We start from the raw sequence: 19,345 nt of genomic DNA on the forward strand, positions 1-19,345 counted from the left end.
GCGCTGGAGTGTTTTGATCATGAACAGATTTTTGCGTAACACCGTGCTGGGCACTGTCGCCTCGTTGCTCATCAGTGGTTTTTGCCTGGCTGAAGAACGCACCGTACGGATCTACAACTGGATCGAATACCTGCCACCCGAAGTGCTCAAGAGTTTCCAGGAAGAAACCGGCATTCGCCCGATTTACGATGTGTTCGACAGTGCCGAAACCATGGAGTCCAAGCTGCTGACGGGCAACTCCGGGTATGACGTGGTGTTCCCCGGCACCGCCAACCTGGGGCACTTGATCACGGCCGGGGCCGTGCAGCCGCTGGACCGCCAGCAGTTGCCGAACTGGCAGCACCTGGACCCGCAGTTCATGCAATCCCTGGAAGCCGTGGGTGACACCGGCAACCGCTACGCCGTGCCTTACCTATGGGGCACCACATTGATCGGCTACAACGTCGACAAGGTGCGCAAGGCCCTGGGTCCCGACGTGCAGATGAACAGCTGGGACATCATCTTCAAGGAAGAAAACCTCGCCAAGCTCGCCAGTTGTGGCGTGGGTTTCCTCGACGCCGGCAACGAGATCCTGCCGATTGCCTTGCACTACAAGGGCCTCGACCCCAATAGCCAAAAGCGTGAGGACTATGTGCAAGCCCAGGCCGTGATGATGAAGATTCGCCCTTACGTCACTTACTTCAATTCGTCGCGCTACGGCATGGACCTGGCCAACGGTGATATCTGTGTGGGCGTGGGCTGGTCCGGCGGTGTCGCATTGGCCACGCGACTGGCAGATGCCGCCGGCAAGGGCGTCAAGGTCGAGATGGCACTGCCCAAGGAAGGCGCGCCGATGTGGGCGGACGTGATGATGATCCCGGCCAAGGCACCCGATCTGGCGGAGGCCCATGCGTTCATCAATTACATCCTGCGCCCGGACGTGATTGCGCGCATCAGCAACAGGATCGGCTACCCCAACCCGAACAAGGACGCCACTGCGCTGGTGGACGCCAGCATCCGCAACGACCCCAACATGTATGTGCCGGAGGAAGCGCGCAAGACCCTGTTCGCCCTGGAGCCGATCCCGGCTGCCGCGGAGCGCATCCGTACCCGCACCTGGACGGCCATCAAGAGCAACCGCTGATCAGTGTGGCCCGGTGCGTGTGCGCCGGGCTTGGAGCTTGCCATGACTGAACGGATTGACATTGCCCCCAACTTGCAGCGGGTGCTGACCCTTCGCGTCGCGATAGGGCCGGGCGTGATGCTGGGCGACAGCGTTGAAGGCCTGCGCTGCAATTACCCGATTGTGGGCGGGGATTTCGATGGGGTCGGCATCAGCGGCCAGGTCCTGGCGGGCGGAGAAGATTGCTTTCTTTTGCGCCCCGATGGCATCGGTCAACTGGATGCCCGCTACAGCGTGAGGACCGACGAAGGCGAGGTGATCAACATCCGTAACCGGGGTGTGCTGAGCATGACTGAGTACGGACGCCAACTGGAGCGCGACGGCCAATGGCCGATTCCTGAGACGGAGTACCGCTGCACCTGCACCCCGGTGTTTCAGGTGCCCAAGGGGCGGCTGGACTGGCTCACCCGTTCAAGTTTTATCGGCCTGGTGCATTACCCGGGCGCCGACCAGGTGGTGATTCGTTGCTATCGCTTTTACTGAGGCCCGGCCCTGGAAGCTGTCAGGCCTGCATGCCGTAGAACAGCAGCTCGGTGATACGCCTGACCTGGGTCGAGTGCGCGTCGATATCCGGGTGTTCCTGGTTCACCAGCCTGAACAGTTGCAGGTGCGAATAGTCGTTCAACAGGAACGCGGCCAATTCCACATCGAGTTGTGGGCGCAGCTTGCCGGCCCGTTGCAGTTCCCGCAGCAGTTCGCTGATTTGCGCCCTGAGCGCATCGTTCATGGCGCGATAACCGGCCGGCAGTTCATTGCTGCCGCCGAACAGGATCAGCGGCAGCAGTTCACGCCAGAGGCTGGGGTGCATGACTTCCAGGGCATAGCCGGTGAGCAGGCTTTCCAGGTGGCACAGCGCTTCGACCGGATCGTCGATTGTGTGGATCTCGCGGCGGGTGTCGCTGATTGCGCGCTGATCGGCGTGGTGCAGGATTTCCAGGATGATTTCCTGCTTGTTGCCGAAGTACTTGAACACCGTCGGCGGCGACACCCCGGCCTGGCTGGCGATCTGTTCGATGGTGGTGTTCTGGAAACCCTGGCGCTCAAACAGCTCGATCGCGGCCTTGCTGATAGCTTGCCGGCGTTCGGCTTTCTGACGTTCACGCAGTCCGCTCACAGGAGATCCTTGTCACGAGTAAAAAGAGGGGCGCTTATCGCCCCGGTATCCCTGCAAAATACTTAATTGGGTAAAGCTTTTAAAGCACTAATTGGCATTCAAGGGATTTGCCGCTGATGCTTCTTCAACCGGTAGGCAAATTGAGCGCGGCTGAGCCCCACAAGCCTGGCGGCGGCGGCCAGGTTGCCGGCGTTGCGTTGCAGGGCTTCATTGAGCAGGCGCGATTCAAGGCCTTCGATGGAAAACCCCGGTTCCAGTTGGCCAAGGGTGTCGAACAGTGCCAGGCACGGCGGCGGTGCGCTGTTGGACAGGCTGCCGTGGTCGTCGAGGCCGTAGGGATCGGCCGGCATCGGTTCGTTGCGAAACAGGTGCACCAGGTCAATGGGTTGGCCTTCGTCACTGGCGATCAGGCCGCGTTCGATCAGGTTTTGCAGTTCGCGCACATTGCCCGCGAAGTCATAGCGCAGCAACACCTTCAGGGCGCGCATGGTCAGGCCCGCCGGCGTTCGCGCGTATTCCTGGCAGAAGCGCGTGAGGAACGCATTGATCAACAGCGGGATGTCGTCCCGGCGTTCGCGCAGCGGGGGCAGGGCGATGGGGTAGACATTCAAGCGGTAGAACAGGTCTTCACGAAAGCTGCCGTCAGCTACGGCTTTACGCAGGTCGAGATTGGTGGCGGCCACCACGCGCACATCCACCTTGATACCGCGCACTCCGCCGACCCGTTCGATTTCCCGTTCCTGCAAGGCCCGCAGCAACTTGCTTTGCCCGGCCAGGCTGAGGCTGGTGATTTCATCCAGAAACAGCGTGCCGCCCTGGGCCCGTTCGAAACGTCCAGGCCGCGAGTGCGTCGCGCCGGTATAGGCGCCGCGTTCGACACCGAACAGTTCGGCCTCGATCAGGTTGTCCGGAATGGCGGCGCAATTGAGCGCCACGAACGGGCTGTCCTGGCGGCGGCTGAGCTGGTGCAACTGGCGCGCAAACATCTCCTTGCCGACCCCTGACTCGCCGCTGATCAACACCGTTGCCGGGGTCAGTGCGACACGTTGCAGGGCTTGTGTCGCGGCGTTGAAGGCCGCACTCGCACCCACCAGTGTTTGCGGCGGGTTGGCCCTGGCACTGTGGTTCACCGGGTGGTCGGGCGTGGGCGCGACCGTGGCGTTGGTGACGGCCTGGGACACATTCAGGTAGCGCAGGTCCTGCTCGACGTCACCCCATTGCTCCGCGGTCTTGCCGATCACCCGGCAACAGCGGTGGCCCATGCCCCGGCATTCCACCTCGCGGAAAATCACCATTTGCCCGAACAGGCCACTGACAAAACCGATCGCATAGCCGGTTTCAGTCCAGCACACCGGGTCCTGGCCGATGCCGTAGGCGCCCACGTGTTCATCGGCCTCGCAGGAGTGGTGCCAGAGGAACTCGCCTTCATAGAACCCCGAGTCGGCATCGAACTTGAAGTGCAGCGGTTCAACCTTGGTCATGCCTTCCAGGGTGTGCAGGTGGGTCCCGGCGCGGAACACCGCGGCGGCATCGGCCTGTGGCCAGCGCTCGCGGATCAACCGCGCGTCCCGCGCGCCGGAGACATAACCGGTGCGGGTGAACAGGCCACGCGCCTGCTCCAGCCCCAGGCGCTCGATGACTTCCCGGCGCAGGGCACCGAACGACGAACCGTGCAGCAACACCATGCGTTGATCGTTGAGCCAGATACGCCCGTCTTCGGGCGAGAAGAACAGGCAGTCAGTCAGTTCCGCCGGGGTGGGCGAGCTGCTGTCACTGAGTTGGCGGCTGTCGCCGCGCGGATGGTAGGGCGCGCTGGCCACCCGGTCGTCGGGCAGCGCGCTGGGGGGATTAGTCATTGTTATGCCCCTGCAAAGCGAGTGATCGATATGAGTAACTGCTCAGATAGTTATTAAACATAACCTTATCAATTGAACAAGTGGCAGCGCTGCGGTTTTTGCAGTCGATTGGCGGGTGAGGTATGAGCGGTGTGTGCCAGGCCCCGTCCCAGAGCCCTCGATGCTTTATGTCAGCGTTGTTGCGTGCAAGCGGCACAGCCTTTGCTCAAGGCTTGATGCGGCGTTTGCACCCTGTGCAGGCGATGACAATTACAAGAACCGGGAGTTGCCATGTCAGTACCTGAAACCACCCACTTGCTACAGCGGGCCATTGCGTCCGAATGCCTGTTCAACGGCGACTGGATACCCGCCTCGGGGTCCGTGATCCCGGTGATCGAACCCGCCACCGGCGAACCCCTGATGCGCTGCGCCATGGCCAACCCGGCCGACATCGCCGTCGCCTGCCGCAGCGCGGCGTTGGCGCAGCCGGCCTGGGCAGCACTCGGCCCACGGGAGCGCGCCGAGGTGTTTCGCAAGGCGGCGGACCTGGCCCAGCAGTCCTTTGCCGAACTGGCGCTGTACGTCGCGCGGGAAACCGGCGGCGCGTTGTTCAAGGGTGAACACGAAGTGCGCGAAGCGATTGTGCTGCTGCATCAGGCGGCGGGGCTGTTGTCCCAACCTCACGGGCTGGTGCTGCCCAGTGCGGCCGGTCGCCTGTCCTATGCCCGGCGTCAGCCCCATGGCGTGGTCGGGGTGATTTCACCGTTCAATTTTCCGCTGGTGCTGTCGCTGCGCTCGGTGGCGCCGGCCCTGGCGGCGGGCAATGCGGTGGTGCTCAAGCCCGACCCGCAGACCCCGGTCAGCGGTGGTTTTCTCATCGCCCGGCTGTTCGAGGAGGCGGGTTTGCCCAAGGGCCTGCTGCAGGTGTTGCCCGGCGCCGCGCCGGCGGGTGAGGCGCTGTGCCGCGATCCGAATGTGCAGATGATTGCGTTCACCGGGTCGACGGCGGCGGGGCGCAAAGTCGCCGAAGTGGCCGGACGACACCTGAAAAAAGTCGCGCTGGAACTGGGCGGCAAAAACCCGCTGATCATTCTCGAAGACGCCGACCTCGACCTGGCCGCGAGCAATGCCGCCTGGGGCGCCTGGCTGCACCAGGGGCAAATCTGCATGGCCACCGGCTTGATTCTCGCCCATGAATCCATCGCCGAACGCCTCACGCGCAAGTTGGTGGACAAGGCCCGGGCGTTGACCGTGGGCAATGCCGCCCGCGGTGAAGCCGCGCTCGGCCCGTTGATCAACCAACGGCAATTGCAGCGCGTGCACGAGATCGTCAGCGACAGCCTGCAAGCGGGCGCACGGTTGGAGGCGGGTGGCGAATACGACCAATTGTTCTACCAGCCCACCGTGCTCAGCGGTGTGCGGCCAGGGATGCGCGCGTTTGAGGATGAAATCTTCGGGCCGGTGGCCACGGTGGTCAGTTTTGCCACGGACGACGAGGCCATCGAGCTGGCCAACCGCACCGAGTACGGCCTCTCGGCCGCCATCATTTCACCGTCGGTGGGGCGTGCCATGGCCATCGGCGAGCGGCTTGACTGCGGCCTGCTGCACATCAATGACCAGACCGTCGCCGACGAATGCATCAACCCCTTTGGTGGGCGAGGCGCTTCCGGTAATGGCGGCAGCGTAGGCGGGCCGGCCGATTGGGACGAGTACAGCCAGTGGCAGTGGGTCACGGTGAAGAACACTGCACCTGTCTATCCGTTCTGAGCCCTGGCTCATCGCTTTGATCCACCTATGCCTATACAAAAACAAGAGGGCTTGAACATGAACCTGCACAACAAAACCCTGGTCGTCACCGGCGTCGCCTCCGGCATTGGCGCCGAGCTGGCGCGGCTCGCGCGCTTCCAGGGTGCCACGGTGATCGGCGTTGATCGCCATGCACCGCAACTGACCCTGGATGGCTTCTTCCAGGCTGACCTGGGCGATCCGGCCAGCATCGATGCCCTGGTGGCACGCCTGCCGGCGCGGGTCGATGGGCTGTGCAACATCGCCGGCGTGCCCGGTACCGCGCCCGTGCAGGCGGTGGCCACGGTCAATTACCTGGGGTTGCGGCACCTGACTCAAGCGCTGCTGCCACGCATGGCGGCGGGCGGCAGCATCGTCAATGTCGCTTCGGTGCTCGGTGCGCAGTGGCCGCAACGCCTGGAGCTGCACAAGGCCCTGGCCGTGACGCAAAGCTTCGAGGCCGGGCAGCAATGGCTGGCGGCCAATCCGGTGGAGCAGGCCAGCTGTTATCAGTACTTCAAGGAGGCGCTGATCGTGTGGAGCTTCCAGCAATCCCAAGGCTGGTTTCGTGATCACTCGGTGCGTATCAACTGCGTGGCGCCGGGGCCGGTGTTTACCCCGATTCTCGACGATTTTGTCAGCATGCTCGGGCCGGAGCGGGTGGCGGCGGACAGCCAGCGCATGACCCGTCCGGCCCTGGCCGATGAGGTGGCGGCGGTGATCGCCTTCCTTTGCTCCGACGCCGCGCGCTGGATCAACGGGGTCAATCTGCCGGTGGACGGTGGGTTGGCGGCGACCTACGTGTAGGGGTTGCTACAGCGGTAAGCCCCGGTGCGGATCCACCGTGCCGGGGGTCTTGAACAACAACAAAAATACAGGACATACAAGATGCTCAAGCCTATCTTGCGGGCGGCTGCGGCCGGGACCTTTATCGCACTGTCATCGACTGCACATGCTTACGACTTGCCCGGCCTCAACCTGGGCAGTACCAGTTTCTACGACGGCTCACCGGCACCCGCCGGCCCTGGGTGGTATCTGGAGGAATACCTGACGTACTCCCGGGCCAGCCGTTTCAATGATGCCAACGGCCACAAGCTGGCACTGCCCAACCAGGACGTGGAAGTGGTGGCGCCTACCACGCAGATCATCTACCTCGGCCAACCCTTGGCGAATGGCGCGATGCCCGGATTCACCCTGATCAACACCTCCCTGGCCCATGTGGATGTCGACGACGGGTTGAACAATGCGGCCCTGAGTTCTCGCGCCGGCTTTGGTGATGTGATTGTGGGGCCCTTCCTGCAACTGCCGACCCTGAGCCGTGCCGATGGCAGCCCGCTGTTGACCCAGCGTATCGAAGCCGATATCTCGGTGCCGGTGGGCGCCTATGACCGCAAGCGCTCGATCAACCCAGGCAGTAATTTCTGGTCATTCAACCCGTATTACGCGGCGACGTACTGGTTCAGCCCGAAGTGGTCGACGAGCGGGCGGTTCATGTACCTGTGGAATGGCAAGAACGATGATCCGCAGGCAGGCTTCGGGGATGTTTCCGATACCCAGGCCGGGCAGGCGTTGCATGCCAACCTGACCCTGCAATATGCCGTGAGCCAGCAACTGAGCGTAGGGGTTAACGGCTACTGGTTGAAGCAGATCACCGACACCCAGGTCGATGGGCACGCCGTGAGCGGGCGTCGGGAGAAGGTCTGGGCCATCGGCCCAGGCCTGGTCTACGGGTTCAGCAAGGAAGACGTGCTATCGGTAAATGCCTACTTCGAGCAGCAGGCGGAGAACCGCACGCAGGGCAACAAACTGGTGCTCAATTGGCTGCATAAGTTCTAGTGGGCGCCGTACGCACCATCACGCTGATGATGGTCAGTGCGGCAATCACCACCCCGGGGGAGGTCGCCAGCAGTACCCCGGCGGTGCCGGCGCCGGCGGCGAGCAGTTGCCCGGCCGCCAGCGGCCCGGCCACCGAACCCAGGCGGCCGACGGCCACCGCGGCACCGACACCGGTGGCGCGCACCGAGGTCGGGTAGGAGGGCGGTGCCGATGCGTACAGCACCAACTGCGCGGCCATCACGAACAGGCCGGCGGCAAAACCGGCGATGGCCATGGGCACGATGCCCACCGACAACCCGACCCCGGCCAACGCTGCGAGCAATCCGGCATACACGCCCAGCACCACTTTGACGGCATTGCAGCGGTCCAGCAGCACGCCACCGAGCAGCGAACCGAGGGCGCCGCCGATATTGAAGAGCATTTGCACCATGCCCGCCTGGGGCTTGCTGAAACCTTGCTCCAGCAACAGCGACGGCAGCCAGTTAAGCAGCATGTACATCACGGTCAGGGTGAAGAAATAGCTGAGCCACAAGGCCAGTGTGGTGCGGGCGCGACCTTCGCCGAACAGCGCCTGGCCGGTAGAAGGGCGGGCGCCGTGCGGAGTGTCGCGCTGTTGGCGAAAGGCGCTGGACTCCGGCAGCAGCAGGATCATCAACGGTACGGCGAGCAACGGCGCCAGGCCACCGATGATAAAGGTGGTCTGCCAGTGCTCACTGGAAAACATCGCCACCACCGCGGCCAATGCGCCACCCAGCGGCACCCCGCAGTACATCACGCTGATGGCCGTGCCCCGGTTGCGTTCGCTCACCGCTTCGGCGCACAGCGCGATCAGGTTGGGCAGTGCGGCGCCCAGGCCCAGGCCGGTGAGAAAGCGCACCAGCAACAGGCTGGCGTAGCTGTCGACAAACGCGGTGCTCAGGGAAAACAGCCCGAACAGCAGCACGGCACCCACCAGGATTTTCTTGCGCCCGATGCGGTCGGCGACCCAGCCGCCGAAGAACGCCCCCGGCAGCAGACCGATGATGCCGACGCTGAACACCCAGCCGAGCATCTTCGGATCCAGGGCGAACGTTTGACGTAACCCGGCGGCGGCAGTGCCGGCGGCCTGCAGATCGAACCCTTCGATCAGCGCAACGATAAAGCACAACGCAATAGTCAGCGTCGAACGACGCGATGGACTGTCCATGGGCAAACCTCATTGTTGTTTTTGTTGTGGTGACGAGCGCGAGTGGCTGCTGGTGATTAAGATAACAAAGATAACTAAAAAATGAATCGTGGATTAATCTGCCCATAAAACATGAATAAATTCATGCAATTCATAAGCTTGCGATGTTGATTCATATACAACTAAAAAATAGATAGCTTTATTAATGTTCGATTATCGCTCAGTTGCGGTTGACGGGCACCGTCGGCTGTTTCCATTCTTGGCTCGCGAAGCCGACCGGGCCGAGCGTGTGCCACCCCAAAAACAACAACAAAAAATGGACATCGAACATGCCAGAACTCCCTATGGAGCACGCCGTTGCAGCGGCGCCCGTCGCCTGTGTGTCGAACAATACCCCACGCCTGCTCATGGCATGCCTGGCCTTGAGCGTGCTGCCCACTTCGCTGTGGGCCGCAGGCTTTATCGACGACAGCCATGGCACCTTGACCTTGCGCAATTACTACCTGGACCGCGACTACAAGGACGACGGGGCGAAGACCGCCGCGCGGGAATGGGCCCAGGCGTTCATCCTCAACCTGGAATCGGGCTACACCCCGGGCCCGGTGGGCTTCGGCCTGGATGTGCGCGGGTTGATGGGGGTCAAGCTCGACTCGTCGCCGGACCGCAGCGGCACCGAGTTGCTGCCGGTGTCGGCCAGCGACAAGCGCGCCGCCGATGAGTACTCGCGCCTGGCCCCGACTGCCAAGCTGCGGTTTGCGCAAACGACAGTGAAGGCCGGCGATGTGTCGATCTTCCTGCCGTTCGCCTTTGCCAGTCCGTCGCGCCTGCTGCCGCAAACCTTTCGCGGCACCACCTTGAGCTCCAAGGACATCGAGGGCCTGACCTTCAACACCGGCTACATCGACCGCATCAACAAGCGCGACTCCACCGACTACCAGGCCATGACCATCGCCTCGCCCAACCGGCGTTTCAACGCCACCGCCACCACGTCGCACCTGGCGTATGTGGGCGGGGACTATCAGGTCAACAAAGACCTCAGCCTGCGCGTCTATCACTCCCAGGTCGCCGACCTCTACCAGCAGGACACCCTGGCGCTGTTGCACAACCTGCCGCTGGGCGATGGCGTGCTCACCAGCGACCTGCGCAGTTTTTTCAGCCGCGAGGATGGCAGTGCCAAGGCGGGCAACGTGGATAACCGCAACCTCTCGGCGCTGTTCGGCTACCGCCTCGGCGGCCATCGCGTCAGCCTTGGCTACATGCACTCAAGCGGGGAGACGGCCACACCCTATATCTCCGGCACCGAGTTGATGGGCATGAGCGAGCTGACCATGAGTTCGGACTTTCTCAACGCCAAGGAGCGCACCTGGCAGGCTATCTACGACTATGACTTCGCCGCAGCGGGTGTGCCGGGGTTGAAGACTCGGCTGCGCTATGTGCGCGGCGACAACATCGAACTGGCCGCTTTCAATGCCGAGGACCGCAAGGAGCGCGAGTTCCAGATGGAGTTGGGCTATGTGATCCAGGACGGCCCGCTGAAGAACGTCGGGTTCATGGCGCGCAAGTCGATCTACCGCAATGACTTCCCGAGCGGCGCGGCGTTTCGCGATGAAAACCAGACCCGTTTCCTGGTGCTCTACACCGTGGCGCTCTGGTAAGCCGCTCAGTCCTGGTAGACCTTCTTCAGCAGGCGCAGCAGCTCTTCACGTTCCTGGCCGTCGAGGGCGGCCGTGGCGTCCAGGTCACTCTGGGCGGCGATGGCCTTGAGTTCCTTGAGCAGGGTTTCGCCGCTCTTGCTGAGGAAGATCCCGTAGGAGCGCTTGTCCGGCTTGCAGCGCACCCGCACGGCGAGGGCGCGGCTTTCCAGCTTGTTCAGCAACGGCACTACCTGGGGCGGCTCGATGGCCAGTGCGCGAGCCAGGTCGGCCTGCATCAGCCCGGGGTTCTGCTCGATGATCGCCAGGGCCGAGAACTGTGCAGGGCGCAGGTCGTGGTCCGACAGCCGGCCGATCAGGTTCTGGAACAGCTTGAGCTGGGCGCGGCGCATGGCGTAGCCGATCAGATCGTCCAGGGCTGAATCCAGCGGCGGCCGTACCTCGTCGTTGTCGGGCAGGGCCTGGCTGGCGGCGGCGATGGTGGAAGGCTTGGCCATTGGCAGTGCAATCCTCAAAGGGTGGAGGTTAAGAAGGCTATCTAGTTTGCCGGGGTTAACGCGCCATGGCTATGCCGGCTTTTCACAACGCCTGGAAAACGCAGGTTTCATCGCGTAAAAATATTGGTTATCCGTATTAATAGTTAATTGACATAACTATATTTGCGGTTTAATTTCGAATCATCTTCAAACCCAGAACAAGAGCGTACCGCCATGAGCAATTACGAAGGCCGTTGGACCACTGTCAAGGTTGAGATCGAAGAAGGCATCGCCTGGGTCATTCTCAATCGTCCGGAAAAACGCAACGCCATGAGCCCGACCCTGAACCGGGAAATGATCGACGTTCTCGAAACCCTCGAGCAGGACCCTGCCGCCGGCGTGCTGGTGCTGACCGGCGCCGGCGAAGCCTGGACTGCCGGCATGGACCTCAAGGAATACTTTCGCGAGGTGGACGCCGGCCCGGAAATCCTCCAGGAAAAAATCCGCCGCGAAGCCTCGCAATGGCAATGGAAACTGCTGCGCATGTACGCCAAACCCACCATCGCCATGGTCAATGGCTGGTGCTTCGGCGGTGGCTTCAGCCCGCTGGTGGCCTGCGACCTGGCGATCTGTGCGGACGAAGCGACCTTCGGCCTTTCGGAAATCAACTGGGGCATCCCGCCGGGCAACCTGGTGAGCAAGGCCATGGCCGACACCGTGGGCCATCGCCAATCGCTGTACTACATCATGACCGGCAAGACCTTTGGCGGGCAGAAAGCCGCCGAAATGGGCCTGGTCAACGAAAGCGTGCCGCTGGCTCAACTGCGCGACGTGACCATCGAACTGGCGCGCAACCTGCTGGAGAAAAACCCGGTGGTGCTGCGTGCCGCCAAGCATGGCTTCAAGCGCTGCCGCGAATTGACCTGGGAGCAGAACGAGGATTACCTCTACGCCAAGCTCGATCAGTCGCGCCTGCTCGACACCGAAGGCGGTCGCGAGCAGGGCATGAAGCAGTTCCTCGACGACAAGAGCATCAAGCCTGGCCTGCAGGCGTATAAACGCTGAAGGGCGCGGCCGCCTGGCCGCGCCGTTGTACCCTGCTTGAACGTATTCCCGATAAAGACAATAAAGAGGAATCACCATGCTGGACGTGCCCCTGTTGATCGGCGGCCAGTCGTGCCCCGCCCGTGACGGTCGAACCTTCGAGCGCCGCAACCCGGTGACCGGTGAAGTGGTCTCGCGGGTGGCTGCCGCCACCCTGGAAGATGCCGACGCCGCCGTAGCGGCCGCCCACGCCGCATTCCCCGCGTGGGCGGCGCTGGCGCCCAACGAACGCCGCACTCGGCTGCTCAAGGCAGCCGAGCAGTTGCAGGCCCGCAGCGCCGAATTCATTGCCGCCGCCGGCGAGACCGGCGCCATGGCCAACTGGTATGGCTTCAACGTGCGCCTGGCGGCCAATATGCTGCGCGAAGCGGCGTCGATGACCACCCAGATCACCGGTGAAGTGATCCCCTCCGATGTCCCCGGCAGTTTCGCCATGGCCTTGCGTCAACCTTGCGGCGTGGTGCTGGGTATCGCGCCGTGGAATGCCCCGGTGATCCTCGCCACACGTGCCATCGCCATGCCGTTGGCCTGCGGCAACACCGTGGTGCTCAAGGCCTCGGAGCTGAGCCCGGCGGTGCATCGCCTGATTGGCCAGGTGTTGCAGGACGCCGGCCTGGGCGATGGCGTGGTCAATGTCATCAGCAATGCCCCGGCGGATGCCGCTGCGATTGTCGAGCGCCTGATCGCCAACCCGGCCGTGCGCCGGGTCAACTTCACCGGCTCGACCCATGTGGGGCGGATTGTCGGCGAGCTCTCGGCGCGTCACCTCAAGCCGGCGTTGCTGGAACTGGGCGGCAAGGCGCCGTTGCTGGTGCTCGACGACGCCGACCTCGACGCGGCGGTGGCAGCGGCGGCCTTTGGCGCCTATTTCAACCAGGGCCAGATTTGCATGTCCACCGAGCGCCTGATTGTCGATGCCAAGGTCGCCGATGCCTTCACCGCCAAGCTCGCGGCCAAGGTCGCGACCCTGCGCGCGGGCGATCCCGTGGCGGCGGATTCGGTCCTGGGTTCCCTGGTGGATGCCGGCGCCGGCACACGCATCAAGGCCCTGATCGACGATGCCCTCGCCAAGGGCGCGCGGCTGGTGGTGGGTGGCCAACTGGACGGCAGCATCCTGCAGCCGACTCTGATCGATGGCGTTACCGAGCATATGCGCCTGTACCGCGAAGAATCCTTCGGCCCGGTGGCGGTGCTGCTGCGTGGTGACGGGGATGAAGCGTTGCTGCGCCTGGCCAACGACTCCGAGTTCGGCCTCTCGGCGGCGATCTTCAGCCGTGACACCGGGCGTGCACTGGCCCTGGCCCAGCGTGTCGAGTCGGGCATTTGCCATATCAATGGCCCGACCGTGCATGACGAGGCGCAGATGCCGTTTGGCGGGGTCAAGTCCAGCGGCTACGGCAGCTTTGGCGGCAAGGCCTCGATCGAGCACTTCACGCAATTGCGCTGGGTGACCTTGCAGAACGGGCCACGGCATTACCCGATCTGAGCAGGCGTCGCGACATAACAATAACAAGGCGGCGTTGATCCGCCTTGCTGGAGGACACCCTTGTGAGTTCCGAATTCAGACCGCAACCCCAGCCCGCACCGCGATACCGCGAGGTCTCCATTGGCCACGCAGCGGTGGCGGTCACTGAAGAACACGGCGTGCTGCATATGCGCTCCCTGGAGCCCCTGGCCGAGTTGCCGGCGCGCCTGCTCGATCGCCTGGTGCATTGGGCCCAGGTGCGCCCCGAGCAGACGTTTATCGCGGCACGCCAGGCCGGTGGTGATTGGCGCCGGGTCAGCTACCGCGAGATGCTCGACAGCGTGCGTGCGATTGCCCAGGGCCTGTTGCGTTACGGGTTGTCGGCGGATAAGCCGCTGGCGTTGCTGTCGGGCAACGACATCGAGCATTTGCAGGTTGCCCTCGGCGCGATGTACGCCGGCATTCCCTACTGCCCGGTGTCGCCGGCGTATTCGTTGTTGTCCCAGGATTTCGCCAAGCTGCGGCATGTGTGCGACCTGCTGCAACCGGGGCTGGTGTTCGTCAGCGATGGGGCCGCTTACCAGCGTGCCATCGACGCCGTCCTGCCGGCCGAGACCCCGCTGATCAGCGTTCGCGGCCACGTGCCTGGGCGCACTCAGGCCAGCTTCGCCAGCCTGCTGCAAACGCCGGGCGGCGCCGAGGCCGACGCGGCGTTCCAGGCCACCGGCCCCGACAGCATCGCCAAGTTTCTCTTCACCTCGGGCTCGACCAAATTGCCCAAGGCCGTGGTCACCACCCAGCGCATGCTCTGCGCCAACCAGCAAATGCTGTTGCAGACATTTCCGGTGTTCGGTGAGGAACCGCCGGTGCTGGTGGACTGGCTGCCATGGAACCACACCTTCGGTGGCAGCCATAACGTCGGCATTGTGCTCTACAACGGCGGCACGTTTTACCTCGACGATGGCAAGCCGACCGCCCAGGGCTTTGCCGAGACCCTGCGCAACCTCAAGGACATCTCGCCCACGGCCTACCTGACGGTGCCCAAGGGCTGGGAAGAATTGGTCAACGCCCTGGAACAGGACGCCGAGTTGCGCGAGCGTTTTTTTGCGCGCATGAAACTGTTCTTCTTCGCCGCCGCCGGCCTGTCGCAAAGTATCTGGGATCGCCTCGACCGCGTGGCCGAACAGCACTGCGGTGAACGTATCCGCATGATGGCCGGGCTGGGCATGACCGAAGCCGCGCCGTCCTGCACCTTCACCACCGGGCCGTTGTCCATGGCCGGCTATATCGGCTTGCCTGCGCCCGGCTGCGAGGTGCGCCTGGTGCCGTTGGACGGCAAGTTCGAAGGGCGCTTCCGCGGGCCGCACATCATGCCGGGGTACTGGCGGGCGCCGGAGCAAACCGCCGAGGTGTTCGACGACCAGGGTTTCTACTGTTCAGGTGACGCGATCAAGCTCGCCGACCCGCACCAGCCGCAATTGGGGCTGATGTTCGACGGGCGCATCGCCGAGGATTTCAAGTTGTCTTCCGGGGTGTTTGTCAGTGTCGGCCCGTTGCGCAATCGCGCGGTGCTCGATGGCGCGCCCTATGTGCAAGACCTGGTGATTGCTGCGCCGGACCGCGAATGCCTGGGCGCCCTGGTATTCCCCCGGCTCTACGAGTGCCGTCGGCTGGCCGGCTTGAGTGCCGACGCCAGCGACGCTGAGGTGCTGGCCAGCGCGCCGGTACGCCAGTGGTTCGGCGACTGGTTGCAGCGCCTCAACCGCGAGGCCACCGGCAATGCCAGTCGCCTGGAATGGATTGCCCTGCTCGACGAGCCAGCGTCCATCGATCGCGGGGAAATCACCGACAAAGGCTCGATCAACCAGCGCGCCGTGCTGCAATGGCGCGCGGCCAGGGTCGAGGCGCTGTATCGCGGTGAAGACCCTGCGATCCTGCGCGCCGGGCCCAAGCCTTGAACAGCGCCGGGCAGTACTCGGCGTTTGCCGATGCGGTGATTTTCGAGGCGGTGCGCACGCCGTGGGTCGACCTTGGCGGCGCACTGTCCCAGGTGTCGCCCATCGATCTGGGCATCAAGGTCGGCCGTGAAGTGTTGGCCCGGGCCGGCATCGACCCCCTGGCGGTGGACAGCGTGCTGGCCGGCTCCATGGCCCAGGCCAGTTTCGATGCCTACTTGCTGCCACGGCATATCGGCCTGTACAGCGGGGTGGCGCAAGCAGTCCCGGCACTGGGGGTGCAGCGCATCTGCGCCACCGGTTTCGAGCTGCTGCGCCAGGCCGCTGAACAACTGCGCGACGAGGTGCAACTGGCCCTGTGCGTGGCCAGTGAATCCATGTCGCGCAATCCGATTGCGGCCTACACCCATCGGGATGGATTTCGACTCGGCGGCGAAGTGCAATTCAAGGATTTTCTCTGGGAGGCCCTGTACGACCCGGCCCCCGGCCTGGACATGATCGCCACCGCCGACAACCTGGCGCGCCGTTATGGCCTGAGCCGCAAGGCCGTGGACCGCCACGCCTGCGACAGCCATCAGCGCGCCTTGCAAGCGCAATGTGACGGCGCGTGGGCGGAAGAAATCGTCACGGTCGATAACCAGGTGTTCGAGCTTGAGGGGTACCAGCCCAGGGGCATCAGCCTGGCGCGTCGGGCGAGTGCCGTCAGCGCCGACAGCCACCCACGTCCCACCGACCTTGATGCCCTGGCACGCTTGCGCGCCGTGCATCCAGGCGGCGTGCAAACCGCCGGCAACAGTTGCGCGGTGGTCGATGGCGCGGCGGCGGCTTTGGTGGGGCGTGCCTCGGCCTGCACACGTCCGGCCCTGGCGCGGCTGCTGGCCAGCGCGGTGGTCGGCGTGGCCCCCGAGTTCATGGGCATCGGCCCGGCACCGGCGATCCGCCTGCTGCTGCAACGCAGCGGCTTGAACCTGAGTGACATCGGCCGCTTCGAGATCAACGAAGCCCAGGCCGCCCAGGTACTGGCGGTGGCCCATGAACTGGACCTGGACAGCACCCGCCTCAACGTCCAGGGCGGCTCGCTTGCCCTGGGGCATCCCCTGGCCGCTACCGGCCTGCGCCTGGTGATGACCCTGGCCCGGCAACTGCGCCAGCACAACCTGCGCTACGGGATTGCCGCAGCGTGCGTGGGCGGCGGGCAGGGCATGGCGTTGCTGATCGAGAACCCTGCTTACCGCGCTTGATGGTTTTTCTTAGTCGATGAGGTGTCCCGATGTGGAGCTATGAGGCGCCCCTGGGCGATATGCAATTTGTCCTGGAGCACTGGCTGCAGGCGCCCGATACCTGGCAGCGCCACCCGGCATTCGCGGCCCTGGACCTGCCGCTGGCGGTACAGGTGCTGGAGGAGGCGGCACGCTTCAGTCAGGGCGTGCTGGCGCCGTTGAATAGCAGCGGTGATCGCCAGGGCTGCCGCTGGCAGGCGGGCCGGGTCAGCACCCCGGACGGCTTCGTCGAGGCCTATCGCGCCTATGTCGAAGGGGGCTGGCCGGCGCTGGCGTGTGCCGAGGTACACGGCGGCCAGGGCTTGCCGCAACTGCTCGATGCGGCGCTGCAAGAGATGCTCTATGCCAGCAACCACGGCTGGGCCATGTACACCGGCATCGCCCACGGCGCCTACCTGTGCCTCAAGACCCACGCCGCTCCTTGGTTGCAGGCGCGCTACCTGCCCGACATTGTCAGTGGCCAGGCCTTGCCTACCATGTGCCTGACCGAGTCCCAGGCCGGCAGCGATGTCGGCTTGCTGCGCTGTCGCGCGCAGCCCCAGGCGGATGGCAGTTATCGCCTCAGCGGCAGCAAGCTGTTTATCTCCGGCGGCGAGCATGACCTCACGGCGAATATCCTGCACCTGGTGCTGGCGCGCCTGCCCGATGCGCCGCCGGGCAGCCGTGGTATTTCACTGTTCCTGGTGCCCAAGCAACTGGACGATGGCCAGGCCAATGGCGTGCACTGCGACGGCATCGAACACAAGATGGGCATCAAGGGCAGCGCCACCTGTTCCCTGGTGTTCGACGCCGCCCAGGGCTGGCTGATCGGCGAGGCCCATCGCGGCCTGGCTGCGATGTTCGTGATGATGAATTCGGCGCGCCTGCATGTGGGCCTGCAAGGCCTGGGGCATGTCGAGGCGGCCTGGCAGAACGCCCGCCAGTACGCCGCCGAGCGCTTGCAGATGCGTGCGCCATGCCGGCCGGAAGAGGTGGTCGCCCAGGCGGCTGACCCGATCCGTTATCACCCGGCCATGCGCCGCGTGTTGCTGGAGCTGCGCACGACCAGCGAGGGCATGCGCGCCATCGGCTATTGGGCGGCGCACCTGCTTGATCAGGCCGAGCATGACCAGGACTCGTCGGCCGCCCGCTTGGCGCCGCTGCTGACGCCCATCATCAAGGCGTTTTTCACCGAACAGGGCTTTCGCCAGGCCAGCCATGGGCTGCAGGTGTTCGGCGGTTACGGCTACGTCACCGAGTTCGCCATCGAGCAAACCCTGCGCGACAGTCGCATCGCGATGATCTACGAGGGCAGTAACGAGATCCAGGCCAATGACCTGTTGCTGCGCAAGGTGCTGGGGGATGAGGGGCGAGCCTTTGGCCTGCTGCTGGCCGAGTTGCGCGCCGAGGCCGGGCAGGGCGCGCAGTATGAGGAATGCGCAGGCTTTTCCGCTGCGTTGGCCAGCCTGTGCGACGCGTTGGCCAGTGTGGTGCACGCCATTCGTGAACGCACCCACGAGGACAGTGAATACCCCTATCGGGCGGCGCCGGATTTCCTCCAGCTCTGTGGCGTCGCGTTGCTGGCCTTTGCCTGGGCGCGGGCCGCGCGGGTCTCCAGGGCCCTGCGCGAAGACGATCCGCTGCGTGCCGCCAAGCTGCAAAGCGCCGGGTTCTTTTTCGATTACCTGCCGTCGCGGCTGGCCCAGCACCTGGGCGCCATAGACGGGGCACGGGCAGCGCTGGCGTTCATCTGACGCGGCCAGGTGCTTGCGGTACTACTTGCGGTACCATGGCGGCTCACGTTTTCTGGAAGTTGCCTGGATGAGTAAACCCGGTCAATTGGTGCTGGTTGCACTGCGCAAGATGATTGCCAGCGGGGAGTTGGCGGCGGGCGAGCGGCTGATGGAGATTCCCACGGCGCAGCTGTTCGGCGTGTCGCGCATGCCGGTGCGCATGGCCTTTCGTACCCTCGAACAGGAAGGACTGCTGGTGCCGTTTGGCGGGCGCGGCTATCAGGTGCGTTCGGTCAGCCCCAGCGACATTGCCGGCGCCGTCGAAGTGCGCGGCGTGCTTGAGGGCCTGGCAGCGCGTCAGACCGCCGAGCTTGGTTTATCCGACGCGGCGCGTGCGGCGCTGGAGCGCTGCCTGGTGGAAGGCGATCAACTGTTCGAAAAGGGCTATGTGACCGAGGATGACCTTGAGGTCTATCACGACCTGAACATGCGCTTTCACCAGGTCATCGTCGAAGGCAGCCACAACCCGGCGATCGCCGACGCGCTGGCCCGCAATGATCACCTGCCGTTCGCCTCGGTGACGGCGCTGGCGGTGGATCGCGAGGACATGGCCCGCGAGTACCGACGCTTCAACTATGCCCACATGCAGCATCATTCGGTTTTCGATGCCCTGGTCAATCGCCAGGGCGCGCGGGCCGAAGCCATCATGCGCGAGCACGCCAATGCGACGTTGCGCTATGCCGAGATCTTCAGTTCAGCCACCGCCGCTGCGCGCATGAAGGTGATTTTGCCCGCGTCGTGAAC

16 protein-coding genes are annotated in these 19,345 nt (G+C 64.2%); 12 read left to right on the forward strand and 4 right to left on the reverse strand.

Translation table 11 applies throughout. The features are described 5' to 3' along the window. The first annotated feature begins 19 nt into the window (after positions 1-19). Together BLW22_RS09555 and BLW22_RS09560 are read left to right on the forward strand one after the other, a co-directional pair. Entirely contained in the window at positions 20-1,123 is a 1,104-nt protein-coding gene (locus BLW22_RS09555; RefSeq protein ID WP_074845857.1) for a polyamine ABC transporter substrate-binding protein, read from the forward strand. A 42-nt stretch (positions 1,124-1,165) separates the two neighbouring features. Next, a complete protein-coding gene (locus BLW22_RS09560; protein ID WP_074845859.1) occupies positions 1,166-1,645 on the forward strand; it encodes a DUF3237 domain-containing protein in 480 nt (159 codons plus the stop codon). A gap of 19 nt (positions 1,646-1,664) precedes the next feature. Here BLW22_RS09560 and BLW22_RS09565 read toward each other — a convergent pair whose 3' ends face one another. Then, on the reverse strand, positions 1,665-2,276 hold the full coding sequence (locus tag BLW22_RS09565; protein ID WP_065926266.1) for a TetR/AcrR family transcriptional regulator: 612 nt from the start codon (positions 2,274-2,276) through the stop codon (positions 1,665-1,667). Positions 2,277-2,374: 98 nt separating this feature from the next. Beyond that, positions 2,375-4,132: a sigma-54-dependent Fis family transcriptional regulator gene (locus BLW22_RS09570; RefSeq protein WP_074845862.1), complete on the reverse strand. Its 1,758-nt coding sequence runs from the start codon at positions 4,130-4,132 to the stop codon at positions 2,375-2,377. 270 nt (positions 4,133-4,402) lie between these two features. Between BLW22_RS09570 and BLW22_RS09575 the strand changes: the two genes are divergently transcribed. The 3 genes from BLW22_RS09575 to BLW22_RS09585 all read left to right on the forward strand — a co-directional run bounded on the left by BLW22_RS09575 (position 4,403) and on the right by BLW22_RS09585 (position 7,732). Then, a complete protein-coding gene (locus BLW22_RS09575) occupies positions 4,403-5,878 on the forward strand; it encodes a benzaldehyde dehydrogenase (protein WP_074845865.1) in 1,476 nt (491 codons plus the stop codon). Positions 5,879-5,935: 57 nt separating this feature from the next. Further along, entirely contained in the window at positions 5,936-6,703 is a 768-nt protein-coding gene (locus tag BLW22_RS09580) for a coniferyl-alcohol dehydrogenase (RefSeq protein WP_074845868.1), read from the forward strand. 81 nt (positions 6,704-6,784) lie between these two features. Further along, positions 6,785-7,732, forward strand: coding sequence for a SphA family protein (locus tag BLW22_RS09585; RefSeq protein WP_065923819.1), 948 nt, complete (start codon positions 6,785-6,787; stop codon positions 7,730-7,732). Here the strand turns inward: BLW22_RS09585 and mhpT are convergent. Continuing rightward, the gene (gene mhpT / locus BLW22_RS09590; RefSeq protein ID WP_065947035.1) at positions 7,710-8,918 is read right to left on the reverse strand and encodes a 3-(3-hydroxy-phenyl)propionate transporter MhpT; all 1,209 of its coding nucleotides are present in this window, start codon (positions 8,916-8,918) and stop codon (positions 7,710-7,712) included. The two genes, BLW22_RS09585 and mhpT, sit on opposite strands and share 23 nt — an antisense overlap. 308 nt (positions 8,919-9,226) lie before the next feature. Between mhpT and BLW22_RS09595 the strand changes: the two genes are divergently transcribed. After that, complete coding sequence (locus BLW22_RS09595) at positions 9,227-10,552, forward strand: OprD family porin (protein ID WP_074845871.1); 1,326 nt, start codon at positions 9,227-9,229, stop codon at positions 10,550-10,552. 5 nt (positions 10,553-10,557) lie between these two features. Here BLW22_RS09595 and BLW22_RS09600 read toward each other — a convergent pair whose 3' ends face one another. Continuing rightward, on the reverse strand, positions 10,558-11,046 hold the full coding sequence (locus BLW22_RS09600) for a MarR family winged helix-turn-helix transcriptional regulator (protein ID WP_065923931.1): 489 nt from the start codon (positions 11,044-11,046) through the stop codon (positions 10,558-10,560). A gap of 213 nt (positions 11,047-11,259) precedes the next feature. Between BLW22_RS09600 and BLW22_RS09605 the strand changes: the two genes are divergently transcribed. The 6 genes from BLW22_RS09605 (at position 11,260) to BLW22_RS09630 (ending at position 19,343) form a co-directional block, all read left to right on the forward strand. After that, positions 11,260-12,090, forward strand: coding sequence for a p-hydroxycinnamoyl CoA hydratase/lyase (locus BLW22_RS09605; RefSeq protein ID WP_065923932.1), 831 nt, complete (start codon positions 11,260-11,262; stop codon positions 12,088-12,090). 76 nt (positions 12,091-12,166) lie between these two features. Further along, positions 12,167-13,615: an aldehyde dehydrogenase gene (locus BLW22_RS09610; RefSeq protein WP_053139707.1), complete on the forward strand. Its 1,449-nt coding sequence runs from the start codon at positions 12,167-12,169 to the stop codon at positions 13,613-13,615. 62 nt (positions 13,616-13,677) lie between these two features. Next, complete coding sequence (locus BLW22_RS09615; RefSeq protein ID WP_065923933.1) at positions 13,678-15,552, forward strand: feruloyl-CoA synthase; 1,875 nt, start codon at positions 13,678-13,680, stop codon at positions 15,550-15,552. After that, positions 15,549-16,790: a thiolase family protein gene (locus BLW22_RS09620; RefSeq protein ID WP_065923934.1), complete on the forward strand. Its 1,242-nt coding sequence runs from the start codon at positions 15,549-15,551 to the stop codon at positions 16,788-16,790. The genes BLW22_RS09615 and BLW22_RS09620 overlap by 4 nt, the downstream gene beginning before the upstream one ends. A 29-nt stretch (positions 16,791-16,819) precedes the next feature. Next, complete coding sequence (locus BLW22_RS09625) at positions 16,820-18,562, forward strand: acyl-CoA dehydrogenase (protein WP_074845874.1); 1,743 nt, start codon at positions 16,820-16,822, stop codon at positions 18,560-18,562. Positions 18,563-18,629: 67 nt separating this feature from the next. Next, complete coding sequence (locus BLW22_RS09630) at positions 18,630-19,343, forward strand: GntR family transcriptional regulator (protein ID WP_065939635.1); 714 nt, start codon at positions 18,630-18,632, stop codon at positions 19,341-19,343. Positions 19,344-19,345: the final 2 nt, after the last annotated feature.

The organism is Pseudomonas marginalis, from assembly GCF_900105325.1.
GTDB lineage: Bacteria > Pseudomonadota > Gammaproteobacteria > Pseudomonadales > Pseudomonadaceae > Aquipseudomonas > Aquipseudomonas marginalis.